The sequence below is a fragment of the Paenibacillus sp. NPDC093718 genome, assembly GCF_050279985.1.
Lineage (GTDB): Bacteria > Bacillota > Bacilli > Paenibacillales > Paenibacillaceae > Paenibacillus_AQ.
Genome location: NZ_JBNNUS010000007.1, coordinates 218,979 through 239,936 on the forward strand (window position 1 = coordinate 218,979; position 20,958 = coordinate 239,936).

The 20,958-nt window shown below is 44.5% G+C and carries 22 protein-coding genes and 1 pseudogene; 4 read left to right on the forward strand and 19 right to left on the reverse strand.

Going from position 1 to position 20,958, the window contains the following annotated elements; translation table 11 throughout:
* Positions 1 to 162: 162 nt before the first annotated feature.
* The 6 genes from ACQKPA_RS21665 to ACQKPA_RS21690 all read right to left on the reverse strand — a co-directional run bounded on the left by ACQKPA_RS21665 (position 163) and on the right by ACQKPA_RS21690 (position 6,636).
* The gene (locus tag ACQKPA_RS21665) at positions 163 to 1,506 is read right to left on the reverse strand and encodes an FAD-binding oxidoreductase (RefSeq protein ID WP_427494580.1); all 1,344 of its coding nucleotides are present in this window, start codon (positions 1,504 to 1,506) and stop codon (positions 163 to 165) included.
* A 273-nt stretch (positions 1,507 to 1,779) separates the two neighbouring features.
* The gene (locus ACQKPA_RS21670; RefSeq protein WP_427494581.1) at positions 1,780 to 2,202 is read right to left on the reverse strand and encodes a VOC family protein; all 423 of its coding nucleotides are present in this window, start codon (positions 2,200 to 2,202) and stop codon (positions 1,780 to 1,782) included.
* Positions 2,203 to 2,537: 335 nt separating this feature from the next.
* Positions 2,538 to 5,192: a phosphoenolpyruvate synthase gene (ppsA, locus tag ACQKPA_RS21675; protein ID WP_427494582.1), complete on the reverse strand. Its 2,655-nt coding sequence runs from the start codon at positions 5,190 to 5,192 to the stop codon at positions 2,538 to 2,540.
* A 292-nt stretch (positions 5,193 to 5,484) separates the two neighbouring features.
* A complete protein-coding gene (locus ACQKPA_RS21680; RefSeq protein WP_427494791.1) occupies positions 5,485 to 5,571 on the reverse strand; it encodes a sortase B protein-sorting domain-containing protein in 87 nt (28 codons plus the stop codon).
* A 41-nt stretch (positions 5,572 to 5,612) separates the two neighbouring features.
* On the reverse strand, positions 5,613 to 6,077 hold the full coding sequence (locus ACQKPA_RS21685) for a phage tail protein (protein ID WP_427494583.1): 465 nt from the start codon (positions 6,075 to 6,077) through the stop codon (positions 5,613 to 5,615).
* Between the two features lie 76 nt (positions 6,078 to 6,153).
* Positions 6,154 to 6,636, reverse strand: a complete 483-nt coding sequence (locus ACQKPA_RS21690; protein ID WP_427494792.1) for a GyrI-like domain-containing protein — start codon at positions 6,634 to 6,636, stop codon at positions 6,154 to 6,156.
* A 112-nt stretch (positions 6,637 to 6,748) separates the two neighbouring features.
* Here ACQKPA_RS21690 and ACQKPA_RS21695 point away from each other — a divergent pair, with 112 nt between their 5' ends.
* Positions 6,749 to 7,690, forward strand: coding sequence for a helix-turn-helix transcriptional regulator (locus ACQKPA_RS21695; RefSeq protein WP_427494584.1), 942 nt, complete (start codon positions 6,749 to 6,751; stop codon positions 7,688 to 7,690).
* Between the two features lie 204 nt (positions 7,691 to 7,894).
* Here the strand turns inward: ACQKPA_RS21695 and ACQKPA_RS21700 are convergent, their stop codons facing one another.
* The 4 genes from ACQKPA_RS21700 to ACQKPA_RS21715 form a co-directional block, all read right to left on the reverse strand.
* Complete coding sequence (locus ACQKPA_RS21700) at positions 7,895 to 9,286, reverse strand: amino acid permease (RefSeq protein ID WP_427494585.1); 1,392 nt, start codon at positions 9,284 to 9,286, stop codon at positions 7,895 to 7,897.
* A gap of 271 nt (positions 9,287 to 9,557) precedes the next feature.
* On the reverse strand, positions 9,558 to 10,538 hold the full coding sequence (locus tag ACQKPA_RS21705; RefSeq protein WP_427494586.1) for a BtrH N-terminal domain-containing protein: 981 nt from the start codon (positions 10,536 to 10,538) through the stop codon (positions 9,558 to 9,560).
* A 1-nt stretch (position 10,539) separates the two neighbouring features.
* Positions 10,540 to 11,094, reverse strand: coding sequence for a PadR family transcriptional regulator (locus ACQKPA_RS21710; protein ID WP_427494793.1), 555 nt, complete (start codon positions 11,092 to 11,094; stop codon positions 10,540 to 10,542).
* A 162-nt stretch (positions 11,095 to 11,256) separates the two neighbouring features.
* Positions 11,257 to 12,330, reverse strand: coding sequence for a phosphotransferase enzyme family protein (locus tag ACQKPA_RS21715; protein ID WP_427494587.1), 1,074 nt, complete (start codon positions 12,328 to 12,330; stop codon positions 11,257 to 11,259).
* Between the two features lie 215 nt (positions 12,331 to 12,545).
* On the opposite strand from ACQKPA_RS21715, the gene ACQKPA_RS21720 reads away from it, so the two are divergent.
* The 3 genes and pseudogenes from ACQKPA_RS21720 to ACQKPA_RS21730 all read left to right on the forward strand — a co-directional run.
* Entirely contained in the window at positions 12,546 to 12,671 is a 126-nt protein-coding gene (locus tag ACQKPA_RS21720; protein WP_427494588.1) for a hypothetical protein, read from the forward strand.
* Between the two features lie 139 nt (positions 12,672 to 12,810).
* Positions 12,811 to 13,557, forward strand: a complete 747-nt coding sequence (locus ACQKPA_RS21725) for an EcsC family protein (protein ID WP_427494589.1) — start codon at positions 12,811 to 12,813, stop codon at positions 13,555 to 13,557.
* Positions 13,558 to 13,744: 187 nt separating this feature from the next.
* Positions 13,745 to 13,972, forward strand: a pseudogene (locus ACQKPA_RS21730) (glycoside hydrolase family 64 protein); the annotation flags it as partial.
* A gap of 84 nt (positions 13,973 to 14,056) precedes the next feature.
* Here the strand turns inward: ACQKPA_RS21730 and ACQKPA_RS21735 are convergent.
* The 9 genes from ACQKPA_RS21735 to ACQKPA_RS21775 all read right to left on the reverse strand — a co-directional run bounded on the left by ACQKPA_RS21735 (position 14,057) and on the right by ACQKPA_RS21775 (position 20,939).
* On the reverse strand, positions 14,057 to 15,505 hold the full coding sequence (locus tag ACQKPA_RS21735; protein WP_427494590.1) for an MFS transporter: 1,449 nt from the start codon (positions 15,503 to 15,505) through the stop codon (positions 14,057 to 14,059).
* A 374-nt stretch (positions 15,506 to 15,879) separates the two neighbouring features.
* A complete protein-coding gene (locus ACQKPA_RS21740; RefSeq protein WP_427494591.1) occupies positions 15,880 to 16,275 on the reverse strand; it encodes a hypothetical protein in 396 nt (131 codons plus the stop codon).
* A gap of 18 nt (positions 16,276 to 16,293) precedes the next feature.
* On the reverse strand, positions 16,294 to 16,479 hold the full coding sequence (locus ACQKPA_RS21745) for a hypothetical protein (protein ID WP_427494592.1): 186 nt from the start codon (positions 16,477 to 16,479) through the stop codon (positions 16,294 to 16,296).
* An 80-nt stretch (positions 16,480 to 16,559) separates the two neighbouring features.
* Positions 16,560 to 16,715 (reverse strand): hypothetical protein, encoded by a 156-nt coding sequence (locus ACQKPA_RS21750; protein WP_427494593.1) that lies wholly within the window; start codon positions 16,713 to 16,715, stop codon positions 16,560 to 16,562.
* Between the two features lie 47 nt (positions 16,716 to 16,762).
* The gene (locus ACQKPA_RS21755) at positions 16,763 to 17,287 is read right to left on the reverse strand and encodes a GNAT family N-acetyltransferase (protein WP_427494594.1); all 525 of its coding nucleotides are present in this window, start codon (positions 17,285 to 17,287) and stop codon (positions 16,763 to 16,765) included.
* Positions 17,288 to 17,311: 24 nt separating this feature from the next.
* On the reverse strand, positions 17,312 to 17,764 hold the full coding sequence (locus ACQKPA_RS21760) for a MarR family winged helix-turn-helix transcriptional regulator (RefSeq protein WP_427494595.1): 453 nt from the start codon (positions 17,762 to 17,764) through the stop codon (positions 17,312 to 17,314).
* A gap of 279 nt (positions 17,765 to 18,043) precedes the next feature.
* On the reverse strand, positions 18,044 to 18,895 hold the full coding sequence (gene sigJ / locus ACQKPA_RS21765; RefSeq protein WP_427494596.1) for an RNA polymerase sigma factor SigJ: 852 nt from the start codon (positions 18,893 to 18,895) through the stop codon (positions 18,044 to 18,046).
* A 44-nt stretch (positions 18,896 to 18,939) separates the two neighbouring features.
* Complete coding sequence (locus tag ACQKPA_RS21770) at positions 18,940 to 20,133, reverse strand: NAD(P)/FAD-dependent oxidoreductase (RefSeq protein ID WP_427494597.1); 1,194 nt, start codon at positions 20,131 to 20,133, stop codon at positions 18,940 to 18,942.
* A gap of 116 nt (positions 20,134 to 20,249) precedes the next feature.
* Positions 20,250 to 20,939 carry a DUF6273 domain-containing protein gene (locus tag ACQKPA_RS21775; RefSeq protein ID WP_427494598.1) on the reverse strand — a complete coding sequence of 230 codons (690 nt, stop codon included), beginning with the start codon at positions 20,937 to 20,939 and terminating at the stop codon, positions 20,250 to 20,252.
* Positions 20,940 to 20,958 lie beyond the last annotated feature (19 nt).

The following is a 20,958-nucleotide window of genomic DNA, read 5'->3' on the forward strand; positions in this document are numbered from 1 at the left end:
CATAGTCACACGATTGGTGTGCTGTTAATAATTTAATTACCCGTAACGAGAAGGATATATACGAACATCCGGATCAGGAGAATAGGTAAGGTAAACCAAAAAAAACAAGCCGAGTGATTTCCGGCTTGTTTTTTGGCACAGATGTCGACTACTTTGTTTTCATTAAGCTGGCGGAATGCTTTGCGGGTTGTTAAATACATTATTCGGATCGTATTTCGCCTTTACTTTCCTCAATCTGGCGTAGTTCTTTCCATAATAGACCGGACCTGAACATTTTATGCCCTGATCCGGAACATTAATATAGGACCCCACGATATAAGGCTGCAGCTTCTTCCTGGTGTTCCGGGCTAAGGCAATATTTCTAGCCGCATGAGATGGCTTCACCCATGAGCTGTTCCATTCGACATAAAACTTCGCTTTTCGCCAGTAGAAGGCGGTGGATTTAGGTGCGATACGGCTTATCGCGCCACCCCAGTTGAGGAAGAAAAATCCGGCTGGAGTCCCTCCTTCTGCTTTTTCTAGAAACTCGCGCATGATCTTAAAGGCTTTATCCGGGAATGGGCGTCTCCCGAAGCTGCTGGAGAACTGGTTGCTGTATCTTTGAGTTAGCACTGGATCGGGAGCCAACAGAAATTTCGTAGCTTCCGTGTATGGTAGGAATCGGATAGTTTTTTGAGTAGGTGTTCCCACGCTAAGAATAGGTTCCAATTGGCGAAGGGCTTCGCTTTTTGATCCAAGGTACAGTCCCAACATACTGACGTTTCCGCCTTTTTTGGGACCAACGCTTAATTCACTGCCCAACTTGGTGCTGGCGTTAGGAGCCCATACTTGCCATTTTTTCACGACTTTTTCGAATTGTGCCCATGGCCAGGTGATACTGAATACGGTAGCTTTGGCTGGAGCTCGCAGTACTTTGAATTTATATTTGGTGTACACGCCGAAGTTGCCGCCACCGCCGCCGCGGGAAGCCCATAGGAGATCGGAGTTTCGTTTTTTGTTTGCCCGAATGATTCTTCCCTTAGCGTCAACCATCTCAAGCTCAAGCAAATTGTCGCTGATGAGGCCAGTCGTTCTTTGCAGCGGGCCAATTCCTCCGCCAAGCGTTATTCCGCCGATGCCAACCGTCGGACTGTCACCAAATGGTGCGATATAGCCTTGGCGCGCCAGCGTATCGACGATTCTACCTACCCGATTACCTGTCTCGACAACAACGGTACCGCTTTTCTTATTCAGCTTGATTTTCTTCATCTCGCTTACGTCGATGACAATGCCTCCATTGACCTGTGAAAGGTTGGTCTCTAGGGCATGCCTTCCGCTTCGCGGGCGAATAGGGACATTATTTTTCCGGGCCCATCTTATGGCGTTTGCTACATCCTGCGTTCTTTGAGCGAACACAAAAACTTTGGGAAATCTGTCCGTATGAGGATCCCAATTCTTGCGAGCCGACTCATAACCTGGATCCCCCCTAAAAATCACTCGCCCTGTAAGCTTAATCTCTGATTTCACCGAGCTATCCAACTCCTTAATTATTAGTGAGCATTCTTTGCTTCAACAAATTAGGCAGGTTCCATATAACGTATGAGGAAGCTCAGTGTCCCGTATGGGCTGGAGCTGATAAGGCTTATAAATACTACTCCACATCCTGCTCTCTCGAAAGCCGTATTAAAATAAAAAAAGCCTGGTAAACCAGGCTCTTCTGAGAATTCTATATAGCCGCTTGCTCTATGTTACGCCTCGACATGTACCGGAAGATTAAAAGCAGGCCAGCTCTCATTTGTGTTACCTTGTAGTGAAAATCTGAAAGGTAATTCCGAACTTATCCGTTACCATTGCGTAGGCAGGGCTAAAATACATTTCTTGCAATGGCGTAATTACTTGACCGCCTTGTTGTTGTAAAGCCCCATAAAATTGTTTTGATTTTTCAATATCGTTTGTCGTAATACAAATGCTCAACCGATCTCCCGGTTGCGTTTGCTGATCAGGTTCCGTATCGGCTACAAACATTTCAATTTCCCCTATCCTTAAGACGGAGTGAGCCACTCTATCCTTTACATCTGATGGCATGGTGTTCTGGATACTCTCGGGTGCCTGTCCAAATGTTTGTTTTGACAAAACTTTAGCATCCAATGCTTTTTCGTAAAATGCAATCGCTTCATTGGCGTTTCCGTTCAGCATAATGTAGGGGATGAATTGTAACGTCACTTCGAAACAGCTCCTTTGGCTTCATTTTTTTGATTCTACATACTTCCTCAGTTGCCTCAACGATCATTGTTTCTTGGGTCGTTCTCGAAATTAATCACCTCCTAAAGGCGGCCAACCTATTCAGAAACAGGTGACATCGAGCTAGTACCTAAGCGCATTTAGGCTTTGAACCTATTATGATTGATAATAGTGACAGTTATTGTCACAAATATAAAAAATGCCGGGACGTTTGCAACTTCCAGCATAAAACAAAAAAAAAGCTGCGGATTCCGCGACTTTTTTTGTTTACTGTCGATTGTGGTCTTGTGGCGAATGCCATCACTTGTCGTATTGAGCTATGACAATATTTCAATATACCCTTCAGTCCCATGTACGCGAATGCGATGCCCATCCTTTATCCGTTTGGTAGCATTCTCCACGCCGACAACGGCCGGTAAGCCATATTCACGCGCGATAACGGCTCCATGGGTCATCAGTCCGCCCACTTCGGTGACCAAGCCCTTAATGGATACAAACAGAGGCGTCCAGCTAGGGTCGGTAAAAGCGGTGACTAATATATCTCCTTCCTCGAGATCGGCGTCATCCATGTTTAAGATGACACGCGCTCGTCCTTCGACCATTCCGGAAGAAACAGGCAGACCGACAATAGCTTCGGCTGGGATATTTTCTCGTTTGTACTCCCCTGCGATGATTTCGCCATCCGACGTGATCACGCGCGGCGGAGTTAGTTTTTCAAATACTTTATACTCGTCTTTTCGTTGGCTGATCATCTGTCTGGTCGCAAGCTTCGTTTGCTGCTCGACCATGCAACCCGGGTGATCCAGTTTATTTGTGCGTACGACCTCGTGAAGCTCTTCAAAAGTGAGATAATATACATCTTCCTTATCATGAATAACGCCCGCTTGTACGAGTCGTTCGGCCTCTTTCAGTAATGCCTGCTTATAAATGAAGTAACGATTCACCATGCCGTATTTGGGGTATTCCCGATAGCCCATAAAATTCCGAATGAGGTCAATCATTCGTTTGGTTTCTTGGGCTTTTTGTTCACCGCCAGGCAATGTCTTCAATCGATCCAATAATTCTAGTTCCTTTTTCAATGCTTCCTGACGCCCTAGCTCAAATTTCCGATGGCTGGCATTAGGCTCGAAGTTTTTGATGTTACCCAGAATCAACGGAACAAGCGCAATTGGTTTTTCACTCCAACGTGTTCTGGTCAAATCGATTTCTCCAGCACATCGCATGCCATATTTATCGAGAAAATCAAGGATCGCGTCTTGGGCTTCCTGCCCGCCATCAAATCTAAGCAGCTCATCCAAAAAGTGATCATCTTTTGCATGCTCCAAATAATCAATGATTTCCGGGTAAGGACGAATCACGTCTGCAACATCCAGCAGCGCCAGACCCATTTCCGAAGTAACATTGCCCGGTACGGATTGAGAAAGCGTGTCGGCTGCATTTTTTTCGCCTAACCATTCATTCATTTTTTTGTTGATCCAGGTTGAAGCATTCATTGCTGCCATGATGACAGCCGAGCTTTGTGGGTCAAATAAAATTTTCTTCAGTTCCTGGATATCTTCCAATATAAAATCAAATAAATCGGATCCGGATTTCGTTTGGATGTTTTGTTTCAACACTTCGATCGATGATTGAGTTCGTTTTATCAAATCAGAAACGATTGTCGGATCGTTGTCGATTGGCGCTTGATAATCCGCAGACGATATATTGCTCTTTCCGGGAGTCTGTTCATTTTCAGCGATGGGTAGCGATTTTATAAAATCTCCTCGCTCTATGATGGTCATAAGTGCGTCTTTGATGAGTGGATCGGATTGTCCCAGCTTATTTAATACATTATCTCTGCTAACCGGTGAAGCCAGCATAGCCGTAGTATCAACAAACAACCTTCCGCCAGCTGTACGCATGGGTGCAGGAGTCGTTAGCAGAAAAAAAGACAATCCCAGTGGTTTCATGGGATCCGTCATCATTTGTTGATGACCTACAGATACGTAGACGTGATTTTCTTGATCATTCGCTTCAGGTATCGGGTATAGCGTCGTGATTGGCCGACTCTGGACAATATAAAAAGTATCCTGGGCCAAACACCATTCGATATCTTGGGGCTGGCCAAAATAAGCCTCAATCTGTCTCCCGATGCGTGCCAGTTGTAAAATTTGCTCATCCGTAAGTGTTTGTGACTTTTGCTGATCGGGATCGACTTGCTTTGTTTCTGTTCCGCCTTCTTTTCGTCCGTAGATCGCCAATGTTTTGGCGGCTATCCGCTTCTCGATGATTTCTCCTTCCTGTACTTCGTAACCATCGGCAGATACCAAGCCAGAGACCAGTGCTTCTCCAAGTCCGAAACCGGCATCGATGGATAGCAGCTTTCGGTTAGAAGTCATCGGATCAGCGGTGAATAATATCCCTGAAGCCTCTGGGAAAACCATCCTTTGAACGACTACGGATAAATAAACTTGACGATGGTCGAATCCATTTTGCATACGGTAGATCACCGCGCGATCTGTAAACAAAGAAGCCCAACATTTGCTGATATGCTGCAAGATGGCATCGACGCCGATGATGTTTAGATAGGTGTCTTGTTGACCCGCAAAAGAGGCATGCGGTAAATCTTCAGCAGTCGCACTGGATCGTACGGCATAAGCCTGTTCCTCGCCAAACCGGGAGAGATAGCGAGTTACTGCAGTCACTACATCGGATGGAATTTCTACATCCATAATGGTTTGTCTGATCTTCCTGCTGATTTCAACAATTTGATCTCGATCCTCTGCTGATAGCGTGGTTAGTCGATTGAGCATAGCTTGATATGTTTCGTTTTGTTCGATGGCTCTTTGATATCCTACGGTTGTCACGCAAAATCCTTCGGGAACTCGTATTCCTTCAATTTTTGATAATTCCCCTAAATGAAGCCCTTTTCCACCAACGAGTCCAAGCTGCTTTTTGTCCATTTCCTGAAAATCGAGAACCAACGAACGCATTCAACATCTCTCCTAATCATTAATTTGAGAAAAAACATTTGACAAGAGTTTTTCTGCGTGGTACACTTGAAATGTAAGATAAGATAATTATGTCTGTAAATCAATTTTCAGTCGTGATCTGATTATATCATCGCGTCTGTTTATATGCAATAAAAAAGAACCTGATAAAACTGCCAGGTTCTTTTTTGAGTTTCACTACTATTGTTCTTGTCAATCGTACGTTTCGTACCTCCCTCAAAGTGGCGATCGATGAAACGTCGAAAAAAATAATTAATAAGGTCATTAAGTTTGCTTACCCTTTGCCTTGATCGTACATACTTACATAAAAAATACAGGCAAATAAAAAGAGCTGCGAAATATCGCTGCTCTTTTTATGTATTAAAAAATGACTGAAACCCTCCGCATGCGCTTTTGCTTACTTTAATATTCTCCTTTTATCACAAAGAACGAGCCCCGAATGGTTCCAGCTAATTTAGACTTCTGCCTAGCAAATTTAAACTTTCCTTCTAACTCCTGCGGAACCTCCATCCCCTCAGAAAGCTTAAAACCAACGGCACGCTTCTTCGGGTCATCAATCGTATACATGACATTAACCGCAAGACCATCCTCATAAAATACGAAAGCCCATTTGATATTTTCCACCTGAAAAAGCGACGTTTCTAACGGTTTGGCCGCAAACTCGATATCACGTTCTTCTTTTAGAATTCGGTTTACATAATCAAGGGTCTCCTGGCTTTCGCTTGCTGGTACAACCATAAATTCATGCTTATATTTGTTCATAAAGTAACGGGCTTCATTCGCTCGTAAACCAGCAAGCGCTTCTACTACGGGTGAAGATTCTAAACCCACCGTAGACACATCGTTAAAATCAACGCTATTGGACATGTTCATCCCTCCTAAAAGTTTGGTGAGCGTACTTCATAGAACCTGATCGAGCAAAGCTTGCATCGGGAGCATCCACTTACTTCCTAACAACAGGAATCCACAACTCACCAAATACCAATCCGTCTCGCTGCCCCATCTCTACCGTTGCGTTTGGTCCGCCGACATAGGCAAAATTCTGAGCTTCAGGCAATACTTGTCCGAAGGCAATGCCAGTAAGTTTATTACTCAACTCATCTGCCGTGTTCCCTTCCCCTTTTACTACGAGGTATTCCCCTTTAGGAAACTGAATAACCCTCGTTGCTTCGGGTAGAGATGTCTCTGTCATGACGCCAGCATAATACATCATCTTGTTATTCACCGCTTCGTTCACGGCAAAAATGTAGTCATTTGCGGCAACAGCCTTTAACGTGTCAAGGCTTCCATCTTGTTTCACTGCCTCCCAAAAGTCTGCCTTCTCCTTGTTTATGCCAGCATAGTCTGTATAATCGCTCTGAAGCTCAGTCCCAATTCCCAAAACGATAAAGCTGTCTTTTTCCTCAAGCGTATAATTTGTTGTCATAATCAATCCCTACCTCTTTTTTTATTTTTATCAAATGATTTGTCTTTTCACTTGATAGGTTTATAATAACCTTAAATCATGTCAAAAAATGATACTGTTTAGAGGAGACTCCATGAAAAAAGTTGAACGGATCAATATCATTATGCGGTATATTAACAATCGTGCCCACTTTACCATTTCTGAAATCATGCAGGAATTTAACATATCTCGTTCGACAGCGATTCGAGATATTAGAGAAATCGAAGCTATGGGGATGCCGCTTGTCGCTGAAGTTGGTAGGGACGGGGGTTATTTTGTCATGAACAACTCTGTCCTGCCCACGGTCCGCTTTACCGACAATGAAATTAAAGCTCTATTTATAGCCTTTATGGCCACAAGAAATCAACAACTCCCTTATCTGAAGAGTCGTCAATCTTTAGCAGAAAAATTACTAGGTCTCATCTCGGAAAACCAGCAAGATGACCTTGTTCTGTTAAATCAAATATTGCTTTTTGAAGGGACCAACCCTCATAATCCAGACCTGCTTGATCTGTCTGACCTGCCCCATCCGATGTTAGAAAAACTCATCCAGATCCTTCTGGTGGACAGGTATTTATTGGTTTCCATCAAGGAAGAGAAGATATTAAAGTCTTATCCCATTTATCTCTTGCATCTTTATCGTGAAAAAAGCCTATGGCAAATCGAAGGTTTTGACTTAGAGGAGGGGAAGAGGCGGATTATTCCTGTCGACAATCTCACCGACGTAAAACCATACCCTGAGAAAAAAAGAATAAGTAAGAAAAAGATTCTAGAGCAACTAAGTAAGCAGGAAGAGATTATCAATCTCGTCCTTGATCTTGGCCCCAAGGCGATTGCTCAGTTCAAAAAATACCATCCTTTAAAAGTTTCAATTTCTTATACGAATCCGTACCAAACCACCGCCACTTTAAAGACTTTTATCGATGTTCTTCATTTAGAAGAATTAACCGAAATGACCAATTGGCTGCTATTCCTTGGTGGAGATATTAAGATCAGGGAAATACCGGATGAAGTCGTTTCAGGTTTAAAAGAATGATTAAGCCAATACTGTCCGTAAGCTGCAGCTATTCAAATCCGATTGTTTTTGTGCTGGCCAGTTGCCGGCTATCCCCTGCTTCGCACGAGCGACAAGGAAACGTATTCATCTGAAACGGATTGGACCCTTAAAAATAAACATCCCATTCCTCTTTTTGGTGAGAATGGGATGTTTATTGGTTTCATCCAATGGATGTTGACCAATTTATTTGTTGCTATTTTCTTGAGTGGTTTGAGGATTTATTGGAGCAGCCTTGCCAACTCCTAAAGCAAAATAACTAATTACAACGATACCTAAGAAAACAATGCCGATAATCAGGGAAACGCGAGTCTCATCGTTCATCCACATACCGACCAGTACCATAAGCAAAAAGGCGATGGTTACATAGTTTGTCACTGGAGCAAAAGGCATTTTGAACGGATGATGCTCCAATGCAGCACCCTTGATTTTTCTGAATTTGATTTGACTGATCAGAATGACAAACCACGGTACCATACCGGGAAGTACGCTGGCGCTGTATACGTGCACAAACAGATTTTCCGGTGCGATATAGCTTAAAAATACACCAATGCCCAGCCCCACAAGTACGCCAAGCGTTCCCAGCAGGGGCACGCCGTTATGGGACAGTTTCGTAAATATTTTCGGTGCCTGTCCATTGACGCCTAATGTATAAAGCATGCGTCCTGCGCTATAAATCCCGCTATTACAACCTGACATGGCAGAGGTGATGACAACAAAGTTGATCAGCCCCGCCGCTGCAGTAATGCCGATTTTCGCAAATGTTGCAACGAACGGGCTGCCGATGGCTTGCAATTGATTCCAAGGGTAGACCGTTACAATTACAAATATAGCGCCAATATAGAAAATTAATATCCGCCAAATGATGCTTTGCGTCGCCCTCATTAGCGTTTTTTGCGGGTTTTTTGCCTCACCTGCTGTTATTCCGATCAGTTCGACACCTTGATAGGCCCCGATCACCAGCGAAAGAGCAAAGAAAAACCCCGACCATCCGCCGGCAAAAAAGCCCCCATGCTCCCACAGATTAGATAATCCGATCGCATTGCCGCCGTTGCCGATCCCGAAGAAAATCAGCCCCAACCCTGCAACAATCATCAATATGATGGTTACAATCTTAATCATCGAAAACCAAAACTCAAACTCACCAAATGACTTCACAGAGAATAGATTTGCTGCACCGAGAATCGCCATGGCGACGATTCCTGGTATCCAAGCGGGCAACTCCGGAAACCAGTACTTCATATATGTCCCAACGGCAATGATCTCTGCCATCCCGACAATAACCCATTGGAACCAGTTGCTCCAAGCCGTCGTATACCCTGCCAAAGGATGAATGTACTTATGGCCAAAGGTCGCAAACGACCCCGTGCTCGGCTCTACGTACTGCATTTCCCCCATCGCGCGCATAATGAAAAATATAAATATTCCTACAATTGCGTACGCAAGCATCACCGATGGTCCTGTCCATTTGATTGTGCTTGCCGAGCCCATAAATAATCCGACACCGATTGTGCCGCCCAAAGCAATCATCTGAATATGACGAGCTTCGAGCCCCCTCTTTAATTCATTGTTGTTCATTGCAGTTCCCCCTCTCCTACTCTCTTAGGCTGTTAATTTGGACAAGTTGCATAATCTCAATATCGCCAATTTTGTTTTGTTAACGCTAAGCCAATTGTAGTATTTTGTTCCTATGAAAACAATTATATTCATTTGGTAAAGCGAATTGAAAATCATTTAGTAGACTTAAACATCGTGTATACAAAAAAGCCGCATCATTGCGGCCTGTTCAACGTACATGTTCTCTTAAGCGGTATCCCCACTTCAACCAGGGCGGGCCATGAAAACCAAGTTACAACAATAACTCCATGGCTTTACGTTCTTTATCCGCTATCTCAAGCAAATGGCTTGAGGCTTGTTTCAAGCTCTCGATGCTTCTTGTCTTCCCGGCATGGTCGATCATGGATGAAACGCCGGTCCACATGGGAGCGATTTGAGCGAACTGCAAGTAAGCTTTCTCTACTTTGGGATCGCCTAACAAGTCCGCGCTTTCTTTTAAAAAATCCCGATATAGGTTTCGAAAAAGCCCGCCCCCGGTTCCGCCCTTCTCCATTAATAACGCAGTCAGGCACAGATCTTGCTGAAAGTTATTACTGCGGGACGGCCATTTCAAGATTTCGCTGCTCATTTTTATGATACCTTTATTGCCTGCGTTGCGGATGGGCGGATTCAAATAGTCATATGCATTTTGGACCAATGCCGAACGGACAGCGGGTTCCATCAACGGAAGATCGCCGATGGATTCGACCGTGAAGGAACGATTTCTGGAACTCATGGGACCTTTGGCGTTTCTGGCCATGGCCAGATGATCTAAACGTGTCGACGAAAGTCCACCTTGCTGTCGCGTGTCCGCCATATATGCGTATTTGCTATCCATTCCATAGATCACCGCATAATGGCCTGCAAAGTGAACTTTACTCGTAAAGTAATCCAAGTAATAGGAGTCTAATTTAAGCCCGACCGGAATTCCTCGTTCAATGAAGCTTTGTACGTTTTTCCTCGCTTTATCAATCGAAGTTGTTTCTTGAACGTTGAGGGTTAAGTTAAGTCTGGTTGCTATACGCGTTGTCAATGTATCCGTTTTTGCCCTGCCCCCGATAAAAGGAAAGTCCATATTTTTCGAATCCCAATAAATAAAACCCAAACCTTCCCCCAGTCCAAATAACATCGGTTCCGACAGCCGTATGCCTGCATATTGAAGCAAATTGCCAACTGCCGTGGTCTCACAATGTGTTCCATCATACGGAACAAAATCCTGAATGATATGGGACATATTAATTCCTCTCTTCCGACAATTCATGGATTAGACTCATCACAAATGTACGTTCGCTCTCGATGAGATTCAGCGGATGTTGAAATAATGATCTCACGTGAAGCGGCAGCTGTGCGCCGCCCTGCGATTCGTAGGTTTGTTTAATGTTCATTAGTGCCTCACTAAGAAGTTCCGCCCTCTTTCGCAAAGCTTCAATAGCTTGGTCTTTCTCAATGAATGGTAATGCCGCTAGTCCAAGATCAAAACGCTGGTCCCGCTCCCGCGTCGTGGAGAGACTGGATAAGACTTCGTCCTTCAGCGCAGCCGTTCCACTCTCCGTAATAACAAATCGGGTCGGCATCGGTCCTTTTCCAGATTTTTCACCGGAGTGTTCTGACATGATCATTCCTTTTCCGTTCAATTTTTTAAGTCCCGTATACACCGAAGTCGTGCCAATATTCGCCCACTGCCGATAGCCGCGCTGATCGATTAATTTGTTGATATCGTATCCTGAAGCTTGATCCAATTCAGCAAGGATCTGAAGCAACATAAATTCTACATTAGAAAGGTTCACCAGAAAGTTCCTCTCTTCATAAATATTCCACGTGTATAATATAACAGTAGTGTAATATAAAATCAATAAAAAGAGCACATGGCATTCATAAGCCTTTTGCGCTCTCTTGTTTGTACAGCTTAGATCGGTTACTGCCTTTGGAATGCAATCTTTACACCTAGAAGGCTAAATCTTTCGTTCCTCATACTCAAAGGGTTCTTCACAAGAGTAAATATCATGGAAAAATCCTTTATACGGGATATCGTCTTCCATGCATTTTATAAGATACGACAGCTCCTCGTCACACTCCAACTCCGCACCGTTGTTCTGCATCACCTCGAATGCATCCACAATATTTTCCATGAGGGTTACACTGATAAATAAGGGCAGTTTATCCAACATAGAATCATCGATTTCAGTCTCGGATCTGTATCCCGCGAGGACGGTTTCAAAATAATCATCCATAAACTTTCTGCGTTTATCGGCGTCTGGTTCGAATTGAATCCAGCCCACTCCGTGTGTCCAGAGATCGGCCAGGTCATACATATACCAACCGAAACCTGAATTATCGAAATCATATACGGTGATTTGCCCGGTATCAAAATCTATTGAATAATTCCCATCATTGTAATCAAAATGAATCATACCAAAAGTTTCCTGGTTTCTGTCCAATCCTTTCAAAGTTGTAAGAAGCTCTGTGAGCTTCTCCTTGAGCAGAGATAACGAGTCGGGTACTAGTTTATCGATATATTCGGCATTGAATTTGTCAAAAAAATGATGCCGTCGATGGACAGGTGTATACCCTTTTGATATTTGGTGCAGTTTCCCCAGGACTTTACCGCAATTATAATAATATTCGGTAATGGGAGCACCTTCCCGGTACCGATAATGATTTTCTACAAGCATTTTTCCCTTAGCTTTCTCAAACAGGCAGATAAAAAAGATATGATTATGGTGGGTGATCTCCTCAAGCAGTTTCCCATTCCGGGAGCTGATTACATTGGAGACACTGCCTCCATGCTCGAATAGATACCGAACATATTCTACTTCACCCAGAAAATCTTCCTGGCTTCTGTCAGGTAAGAATGCGATCCTTATTATTTTTGCACCAGCGCCTTCTTTCTCACAGGTATAAACGACATTTCGCCCTCCATCATGCGCTGGAATCAGCTGGATTTCATAACCCTCCAACCCGTACAATTCGGATACTAATGGAAGTAAACATGCATCGCTGATTTTAACAACCTCATTATAATTCATAGCATCTCTCCTTTAGCTATTTCATGTATTTTAATTTGGAAAATATATCTCGATTATTCAATTTATTTACATGCGATCTTTTCGAATTATATCATCTGTAATAAATATTTGGAGGTAGATTACAGTTATAATTAATCCTTCCCAAGTTAGTTTCATATCCTTGCCATGCAGCGCGAGCCTGCCAACAAAGTCATAGAGATTGGAGGAATCGCTTAATGGCTTGGCAGCCTTCTTCGACTAGGGGCTCGATGCGCTGTGTCGCCTCATCCGGCAAGAAGTCACGAATCCAGACGAATCTTACTCCACCAGCAGCCGGGAGCAGCTGCATGGACGCGCTGTGATGGGTGAAGTCGCCGTTCCTCATCATGAAATCAATGTGAAACTGGACTTTAGTCGAGGACCCCTGCCTTCCGCGGTCTGTTTCGATTCAAGGAGATATTCGTTACAATATAGCTAAGTATTTTTGAGGAGCGATTGATCATGAATTACGAACATCAAGTACGAAGGGAAATTGCCGACTGGGAACAAAAAATGTTCAAACCGCCGGGATGGTTGGAAAAGACATCGAAAACCATCGGTAATCGAATCAATCATTTGATTCCCCCGAAGGTGCACAGCATCATTACGACCACCATACGATCGATCGTGCGCACATCGCTGTTCGGAGCGGAATATACGCCTAGCCGTCCGGTTCAGCATACTCTGGATCTGGAGATTGCTGATAAAGAAGCGAAAGAGTTGTTTGCCCAGTACCAGAAAATTGCGGTTGCCGAAGGCGCTGGAACGGGAGCTGGCGGCATTATGTTTAGCATGGTGGACTTTCCAGCTTTAATTGCGATCAAAATGAAATTTTTGTTCGAGCTGGCCCATGTTTACAGTTATGACACCAAACACTTCTCCGAGCGGGTGTTCATTCTCAAGGTATTTCAAATGACCTTTTCAGGGCAGGAAAACCGTGCGAGGTTGCTCCATTCCATCAAACATTGGCATAAGGAAAAGGAACAATGGCTCTCTGACGCAGATTACGCCCAGAATATGGACTGGGAGACATTTCAGATCGAGTATCGCGACGCCATGGACTTTCGGAAGATGCTGCAGATGGTTCCTGGGATCGGCGCTGTCGCAGGCGCGTGGGCCAATTACACCATTCTCGAGGAGCTGCGCGAATCCGCCATGAACGCTTATCGCCTCCGCAGATTGCACGATGATTTCGTGGATTTGGGTTAATCCTCTCTATATCGCCATATGCACATCCAAGAACGTTGCTTGAACAAAAACAAAGGCAGCTAATCCGTAGATTAGCTGCCTTTAGGTTTGCTTTGAACCCACATCCGAATTAAGAACCCAATTGCAAATCTGATTTTTTCCCGATTCTAGAGGAGGAACTATGATGATGCAAAAGGGAATGTCTTGAACCCCTGCATACGACACTGGTGTCTTTACTTACACCGCCGGTTCCACCCTACCTCCCTCTTCTTCCGGCTCCATTAATGAAATTCATCCATCCTCTATTCCTGCGCCGACAAACGGCGCCGTCTCGGTGAAGATCATGAACGGGACCAATGGTGCTTATACCGACCAGCAAATATACTGGGGCGTTCTCGGCATCAATCCCGTCAACAATCAGTGGAGCTATCTAGATAGCAAAATTCTCTCTTTACGCTTCAGTTGAATAATAGTAGTCATTACTCTGGTTACCCATCTCTTTAGTTTTGTTGAACAACGATTACATAGCTTTCGGAACGTTTGATGAATCTGTCTGTTTAGGCGAACGGATAAACATCAAGGCTAATATCGCACCCGCAAAAGCAACGATTCCAGACCAAAGGAAAGCTTGCTGAAAACCATGATTAAGTGCTGCCACAGGATTAGAATCCGATATGGAAGCAGTAGTTGATGCAGCAATCGCTACCATGATAGCAAGGCTAATAGCTGATCCTATCTGATAGCTTGTATTAGCAAGTCCAGAAGCCAGCCCAGCTTCTTCGGGCTTAGCTCCCGACATAGCGGCCATCATAGAAGGAATATAGGCTAAAGACATTCCGAGAGCGCCTAATAGTGAAGCTGGAAGTACATTGATAAGGAAACTGCCATCCACAGGCGTGTTAGTCGAGAACATGAGCATTGAGCCTCCAAGCGCAGTCAATCCAATCACAATGTTTGCTTTTATACCGAATTTACCGATCAATTTGCCCGTAATTACGATCATGAAGATGGCAATCAAAATAGTCATCGGAAGCAGTCCAACCCCTCCGGCGAATGCTGAAAACTTTAGTACTTGCTGCATATATAGATTCAGGAAGTACCATAACGGTATCCAACCACCAGATAACATGATAAGCGCGATATTACCAGCGGCCAGATTAGGCGCCTTAAAGATTCGAAGGGGTACAAGCGGTTCCTTTTTGATTAGCTGAATGATGAGGAAAAGGATAAACAGTACTACCCCAGCGATAAGAGTCCACAGTGTGATCGGTGCTCCCCATCCGTTATGTTCTGCCGTTACGATACCGTAAACGATTAGAACCAATGATGCTGTAACCGAGATCGATCCTGCGACATCAATGCTTCCTTTTCTACGTATACCTTTTGCTAAAAGACCAGGAGATAAAAGTAAGGCGACAATACCGACAGGTACATTAATTAGAAAGGTCCATTGCCAACTTAACCACTCCGTTATAACACCACCCAGAAATACCCCTGCTGATCCTCCAGCAGCTGCCGAAGCACCCCAGAACCCCAGTGCTTTACCCAATTCTTTAGGATTACCGCTGAATAACATCATCACGATGGTTAGAGCTGAAGGTGCTATTAACGCGGAACCGAATCCTTGCAGTGCACGACCGATGTTTAGTGACTCTTCGTTCCAAGCAAAACCAGCGAGTAAGGATGCAACTGTGAGAATCATAAAGCCCCACATGAACATGCGCCGTTGTCCAAAGAGGTCTGATAGTCGGCCGCCGAGTAGCAGCAGACCACCAAAGAAAATCACATAAGCATTAAAGACCCACTGTAAACTTTCCTGAGTATATCCAAGCGCTTCTTTGATTGCTGGCAATGCAACTCCGATGATCGATGTATCCATAATCACCATAAAATTCGCAAGACATAACAATGCTAGTGCCATCCATCGTTTTGGATCTGCTTGTGAAAGAACCTGCCCTTGTTTTGACATTATAAATTCAACCTCCTTTAGCTACATATCACCAGTTTCAATTGATCCAATAAATTAACGCTCACGACGGCCGCCTTAGAGAGTGGGTTAATTTCAAACCATTTTTTACCGGTGAGTTTTGTAATTATAGTATACCCCCCTATCCTATATTGTCAATAAATTTTTTATTCAATAATTAAGTTTTAGACAGCCCACAACAGAGTCCTCCCCTTCCTTCTGCTGCAAATGTACATACTTAAATGGAACAAAACAGCCTATATTATCTATATTTTTCACACGAAAAGATACAGAAATAATAAAAAGCGCAGAACATGAAGTTCTACGCTTACAAATTGAAGAGGAGCAATAGCGACGTCGAATGGAATTCGAAATTCTCAACCTTGTCTAAAAATGAGCGTGGTTCCATGAAGTGAGGCGCCCGGTACAAAAACATCACCTCTTGCCGTCTCGAGCACAGAAAAGCCTTTCGATTCAAGATACAGCCGCGTGACAGGAAGATCGCACACTTTTACCACATATCCAACAAATCCAGGTAAAGAAGGGAGCGCTTCTCCAGGAAGCAAATCGGTTAAATGGGACTTGGAAATGATCGTAATGCGTCCACCACCGAGATCTAATACTAATTCCCTCCCTTCTGTTTGCGGCTCGACTCCCAAATAAAGTTGATACCGCTCCACACATGCTATAAGCTCAGGATCCTCGACACACAAAATCATTTCGACTAACTCGATTGCGCCATTCGGATGATCCGTATGAATCTTTGTCTTCAATACATTCGAAGGTGGATTTTAGGCAAATGCCAACCGTCCTTCGGACACTTGGTCGTCATCGACTTCCAATAAACGTACAGGAACCATTTGTGTACCGGTCATCGTCTCCACGGGACGTTGTACGGTATTGACACCTCCATGTCCGACTTTTCCCTGTTCCAGACGAGCCGCAGAAGTGATTGCATCAAAAGTGGAGAAGACCAAAATATGTGTTCCCTCAAAGCGGGCAAGACATCCGGAGATCGTCGCAACCGTCCGTTTGATCGAAGCTATGATTCTAGATCTTACGGCTGGAGGAGCCGAAAGTGGTATAAGATGGGCATCGTCGGATACGCCGGCGGCGTGCATACGAAGCCTAGCTTACGATACAGCTCCAATGCCGTCTCCATATCTTGGACAACATGCCCGACATGATGAATTTTGTCAATTTCAGTACCCATCGTACAACCTCCTCATTATCTAACCACGTTAATAGCTGAACGCTATTTCAGTGCTCTATGAATGTTTTGGTCATGATAAAGTCCTTCTGTTCTTCATCCCCCATATAGAAAGAATGGGTTCCTGTTTGAACAAACCCCTTTTTCTTATAAAAAGCAATAGCATTTTCATTTCGTTCCCATACGCCTAGCCAAACGCTCTTTTTATTACGTTCCATCGCGATTTCCATGGCTTTATTCAGCAGAAACTTGCCAAGTCCATGTTTTTGATATATGCCCTTAATATATATCCTCTCGATTTCAAGCGAATCATTGCCCATCCATTCAGTTTGAGCATCATGGGTGTTTACCTTTAAATACCCGGCGATTTCCCCATTAGAATAAATAAAATAGAACTCCGAAGAGCTATTGCATATCTCTTTTTCTAATTGGTTTAAGTTAAATGCTCTTTCTAAATAGGCTTTCATATTTTCAGGGGAATTTTGATCTTTAAATGTTTCATTAAACGTCTCAACACTGATGTCTTGAAGTAAGCCTAGGTCCTCTAACGTGCATTTTCTTATTTTTAGAGTCAATTGGTTTCTCCTCCATTTAGTAATTCAATACAATCTCTTGTTGCCCTTTTTTACAAACTCCCAGTCTTTTTCAACGTTTTTTCTGACTCTTTGCAGCAGATTAAACATGACTTCTACTTCACTTTCGGAAAACCCCTCTAATGCAACCGTATTGGAGTAATCATGTTCTCTTTTTATAAAAGGATAAACATGTTTCCCTTTCTCCGTTGGAAAGAGTTTTTTGATTTTTCTATTATGTTGATCTTCTTTCTTTTCAATAAAGCCATGAAGTTCAAGCTTTTTGATAGCACGTGCTGCAGTTGTTCGATTTACTTTTATCATTTCAGCTAACTTCTCTTGTATGATTCCTGGGTTTTCACATACTCGTACAAGGTACAGATACTGTCCTTTCGTCAGGTCATATTCTTTAAATTCTATATTGCTTATCGAATCTAATGCCCTTGCGATCATTCCAATTTCACGAAGAATTCCTTTCATATTGACTCCCTCGTTTTCGTTTATGTTGTAAATGCAATAAAAACAAAGATTAGTATAATCAAATAATGTTGTAATTGCAACAATATTTGATGATTAAGAGATCGAGAACTTAAAGTGGCCAGCTAGTATTGATTGATTTACTCGAATTATGATGTCCCTTAACCTCGGGACTGCAAAAGATACGGCATTCTTAGGTTGCGATACATGAACAAATGACCACTTCAATGAATTGTCCTGATTCATCGAAATGGTCATTAGATTGGAGCTGCACTCGGCTACCTAAACCCGAGCAAGCTTATCCGGGTTCCGTACGGCATACATTCTGGCAAGCTTTCCGTGCCGGAGTTGTATGCATATCGCCGCCAAAATTTCGTCACCCGATCGGATGACGAAGCCGGTCTCACCGTTAAGAGGTGCGGGCTCGAGGTGAAGTTTCCCCTGTATGCTTTGGAACCCGTCGAGCAAGACTCGGGCCACGTAATCGCGAGTTTGTATGGGTCGTTTGTACGCCAGGGCTTTGCCGCCTCCGTCGGCAACGAACATGACGTCTTCGGTAAGCAGAGACAACAAATGATCGATATTCCCTTGCTCGAGGGACAAGAGGAAACGGTTTATCCATTCCTTTTCATCTGCGTCGTTCTTTACGGGCTCCTTCTCGGAAACCCCCATCTTGCTTCTTGCCCGGCTCATCACCTTGCGGCAATTCGCCTCTCGCTTGCCGATCAGATCGGCAATTTCGGCATATTCGAAGCCAAGAGCTTCACGCAAAACGAAAACCGCCCGCTCTGTCGGGGACAGCCGCTCGAGCAGTACGAGCATGGCGTAAGATAGCAGATCGAAGCGGACAACGGTTGTTTCGATGGTATCCGCCTCAGGCGTCCGAATCGGTTCAGGGAGCCAAGGGCCAACGTATATTTCGCGTCTCTTCCGTGCTGATTTTTGCTGATTAAGGCAGTGATTGGTTACCATTCTGCACAAATATGCCTTCGGCTCCTCCAAGCGTTCGGGATGTACGTCGTGCGCCTTAACAAACACGTCCTGCACCGCATCTTCCGCGTCTGCCGCAGAGCCGGTTAATTGATAGGCCAGCGTGAACAAGAGCGCTTTATATTGATCGTACAGTTCTTCCATTCGGATTCTCACCTTCTCTTATCTGCAAGCTAGGTCTCTTCTTTCTATAAAAGTTTACTGCCTGCTTTCCATGCAATATTCCTAAATTTCCACGCAAGTTTTCCGGTTATAATCATGTTAACCCCCCGTTTGCGTCCCCACACCAATCCGCGGTTTTTCCCAAGTCCAATGCAGAAAAAATCTAAGGGAACCTTCTTGTGAACCGGAGCGGGGCGTCCCTCCAAATCGGCCATAACGATTTTCCCCAGTCGTTCTCCCTGTAGGCCGCCTTCTTTGCACGTCATTTGATCTGCTATGTCGTTTCTCGGATCGACGATTCTCGTACAGTCGCCGATGCTGTATACACCCGTTGCCCCTTGCACGCGATAGGATCCATCCACCAGCACTTGACCGTCCGGAGTAAGCGGCAAGCCCATACTTCGAAGGTCCGGATTCGGAATCAGGCCTATCGTCCATATACACAGACCAACCGGCAGTCGATCACCATTGCTGACCGTCACCATGCCTGCTTCCTCTCTTATCGCCTTACGATTGTGAAGCACGGTCACACCGCATTTGTTGAGCGTCAATTCCAGCTTATGTCCAACTTTCTCGGGTGCTTTTGGGAATAACCGCTCCTGCGCATTCAGTAAATAGACAGAGACTTCGGACGAATGAAGTCCAAGTGAAGATGCTTCCTTCTGCATCTCTAGCGCCAGTTCAGCCGATGTCTCAATGCCACTGATACCCGCTCCCGCAACTGCGACGGTCATCAGTCGCTTACGTTCCTTAACATCTGTCTCTTGAACAGCTTGACGTAGATTGGCGCGCCAGCTCTCCCGGATGACTGCAGCGGTTTGCTGATCGGTTAAAGAAATGCCTCCACGATCAGGATCAGGGCGTCGAACGACGCTGCCGGCAGCTACAACTAAAAGATCATAACGAATCCAGGCCTCAACTCCTTGCGCATCCTTATATTGAATCTGCTTCTCCCTGCTATCCACTGACGTAACCGTTCCTTGGACGAATTCGACTCCTTCTGAAAAACTATAATGCGTCCAAGGAATCATAATCTCTTCCTCGCCCACGGCCGGACGGAACAACAGTATTTTGCGCACATGACCGGGCTGCTTGTCAAACAGAACAAATCGAATCCGCCGTCCATTCGTCATGTCCCGGGTTGTTTCTTTTATCGCTTTAAGCGCTGAAAGCCCTGCATGGCCGCCTCCAATAATGATGCATGTCAAGTCGTTCATCATTCCTCAGCTCCTTTGCATTTTGCACATATAACAATATAAGGCGCTGATTTGTGACATTTTCGTCGCGGTTCTTTAAGATCCGGGTTAGAACCCGACCAATCTGGGGTGCTCCCTTTCTATTTCAGTATAAGTTTTAAAGCGGGGCGCACGCCATCACGGGAGAGACTGACATTCGCATAGCTGCGAATACTGCAGCTTGGACCGACAAAAAACGCACGCGAAGGCTTGTTTCCTTGTGTTCGTAGCCACCACCAGGAGCAGCCGACTTCTTCGCCGTTTCTGATGATATAGTTATCTTTGTTTGTTTTATCGTATACATATAAGCTGCATCCATCGTTTTTTTTCGATTTGGCAAAATCCGTTCCAACGACGCGCCGTAACTCCTTTCCGTGAATATCAGATAACTCCTTGATCTCTGTAACGCTAAGCAAAAAAACTTTATCCTCCGTATCCGGACTGCCTTCTCCATTGTCTGAACAGTGTGTCGTCTTTATGAATTCCTTTTCTTTCGCATTAAATGCGGTGTTATAGAATCTATCGTTTAGCCACTTGCGCAAATCACAGTCATGCCACGTAATATCCACGCTATCATGCCACTTCGTATCCACGCTTTCGCCGTGATACCGCCTGCAGTCCAAAATGTACTCACTCAACATGAACAGCTCTCTTCCTGAATTTTGCAGCACCCTCCACAGAATCGGTGATCTGTCTGCACCGTCAGCAGACTGAGGATAAGTGCCGAATGTAATGATGTCGCCGGGCTTTGCGCTTCGGTACGGCGTGGAAGCAAGATGTTCCATTCCCATAAAGATCTCCTCCTTTACG

Bases quoted from the DNA above. Each gene is read 5' to 3' on its own strand.
- ACQKPA_RS21685 (WP_427494583.1), bottom strand. From the start codon at position 6,077: ATGTCCAATAGCGTTGATTTTAACGATGTGTCTACGGTGGGTTTAGAA.
- sigJ (WP_427494596.1), bottom strand. From the start codon at position 18,895: ATGGAAGAACTGTACGATCAATATAAAGCGCTCTTGTTCACGCTGGCC.
- ACQKPA_RS21715 (WP_427494587.1), bottom strand. From the start codon at position 12,330: ATGAATTATAATGAGGTTGTTAAAATCAGCGATGCATGTTTACTTCCA.
- ACQKPA_RS21775 (WP_427494598.1), bottom strand. From the start codon at position 20,939: ATGGGAATGGAACATCTTGCTTCCACGCCGTACCGAAGCGCAAAGCCC.
- ACQKPA_RS21700 (WP_427494585.1), bottom strand. From the start codon at position 9,286: ATGAACAACAATGAATTAAAGAGGGGGCTCGAAGCTCGTCATATTCAG.
- ACQKPA_RS21705 (WP_427494586.1), bottom strand. From the start codon at position 10,538: ATGTCCCATATCATTCAGGATTTTGTTCCGTATGATGGAACACATTGT.
- ACQKPA_RS21735 (WP_427494590.1), bottom strand. From the start codon at position 15,505: ATGTCAAAACAAGGGCAGGTTCTTTCACAAGCAGATCCAAAACGATGG.
- ACQKPA_RS21750 (WP_427494593.1), bottom strand. From the start codon at position 16,715: ATGGGTACTGAAATTGACAAAATTCATCATGTCGGGCATGTTGTCCAA.
- ACQKPA_RS21725 (WP_427494589.1), top strand. From the start codon at position 12,811: ATGAATTACGAACATCAAGTACGAAGGGAAATTGCCGACTGGGAACAA.
- ppsA (WP_427494582.1), bottom strand. From the start codon at position 5,192: ATGCGTTCGTTGGTTCTCGATTTTCAGGAAATGGACAAAAAGCAGCTT.
- ACQKPA_RS21695 (WP_427494584.1), top strand. From the start codon at position 6,749: ATGAAAAAAGTTGAACGGATCAATATCATTATGCGGTATATTAACAAT.
- ACQKPA_RS21720 (WP_427494588.1), top strand. From the start codon at position 12,546: ATGGCTTGGCAGCCTTCTTCGACTAGGGGCTCGATGCGCTGTGTCGCC.
- ACQKPA_RS21770 (WP_427494597.1), bottom strand. From the start codon at position 20,133: ATGATGAACGACTTGACATGCATCATTATTGGAGGCGGCCATGCAGGG.
- ACQKPA_RS21760 (WP_427494595.1), bottom strand. From the start codon at position 17,764: ATGAAAGGAATTCTTCGTGAAATTGGAATGATCGCAAGGGCATTAGAT.
- ACQKPA_RS21690 (WP_427494792.1), bottom strand. From the start codon at position 6,636: ATGACAACAAATTATACGCTTGAGGAAAAAGACAGCTTTATCGTTTTG.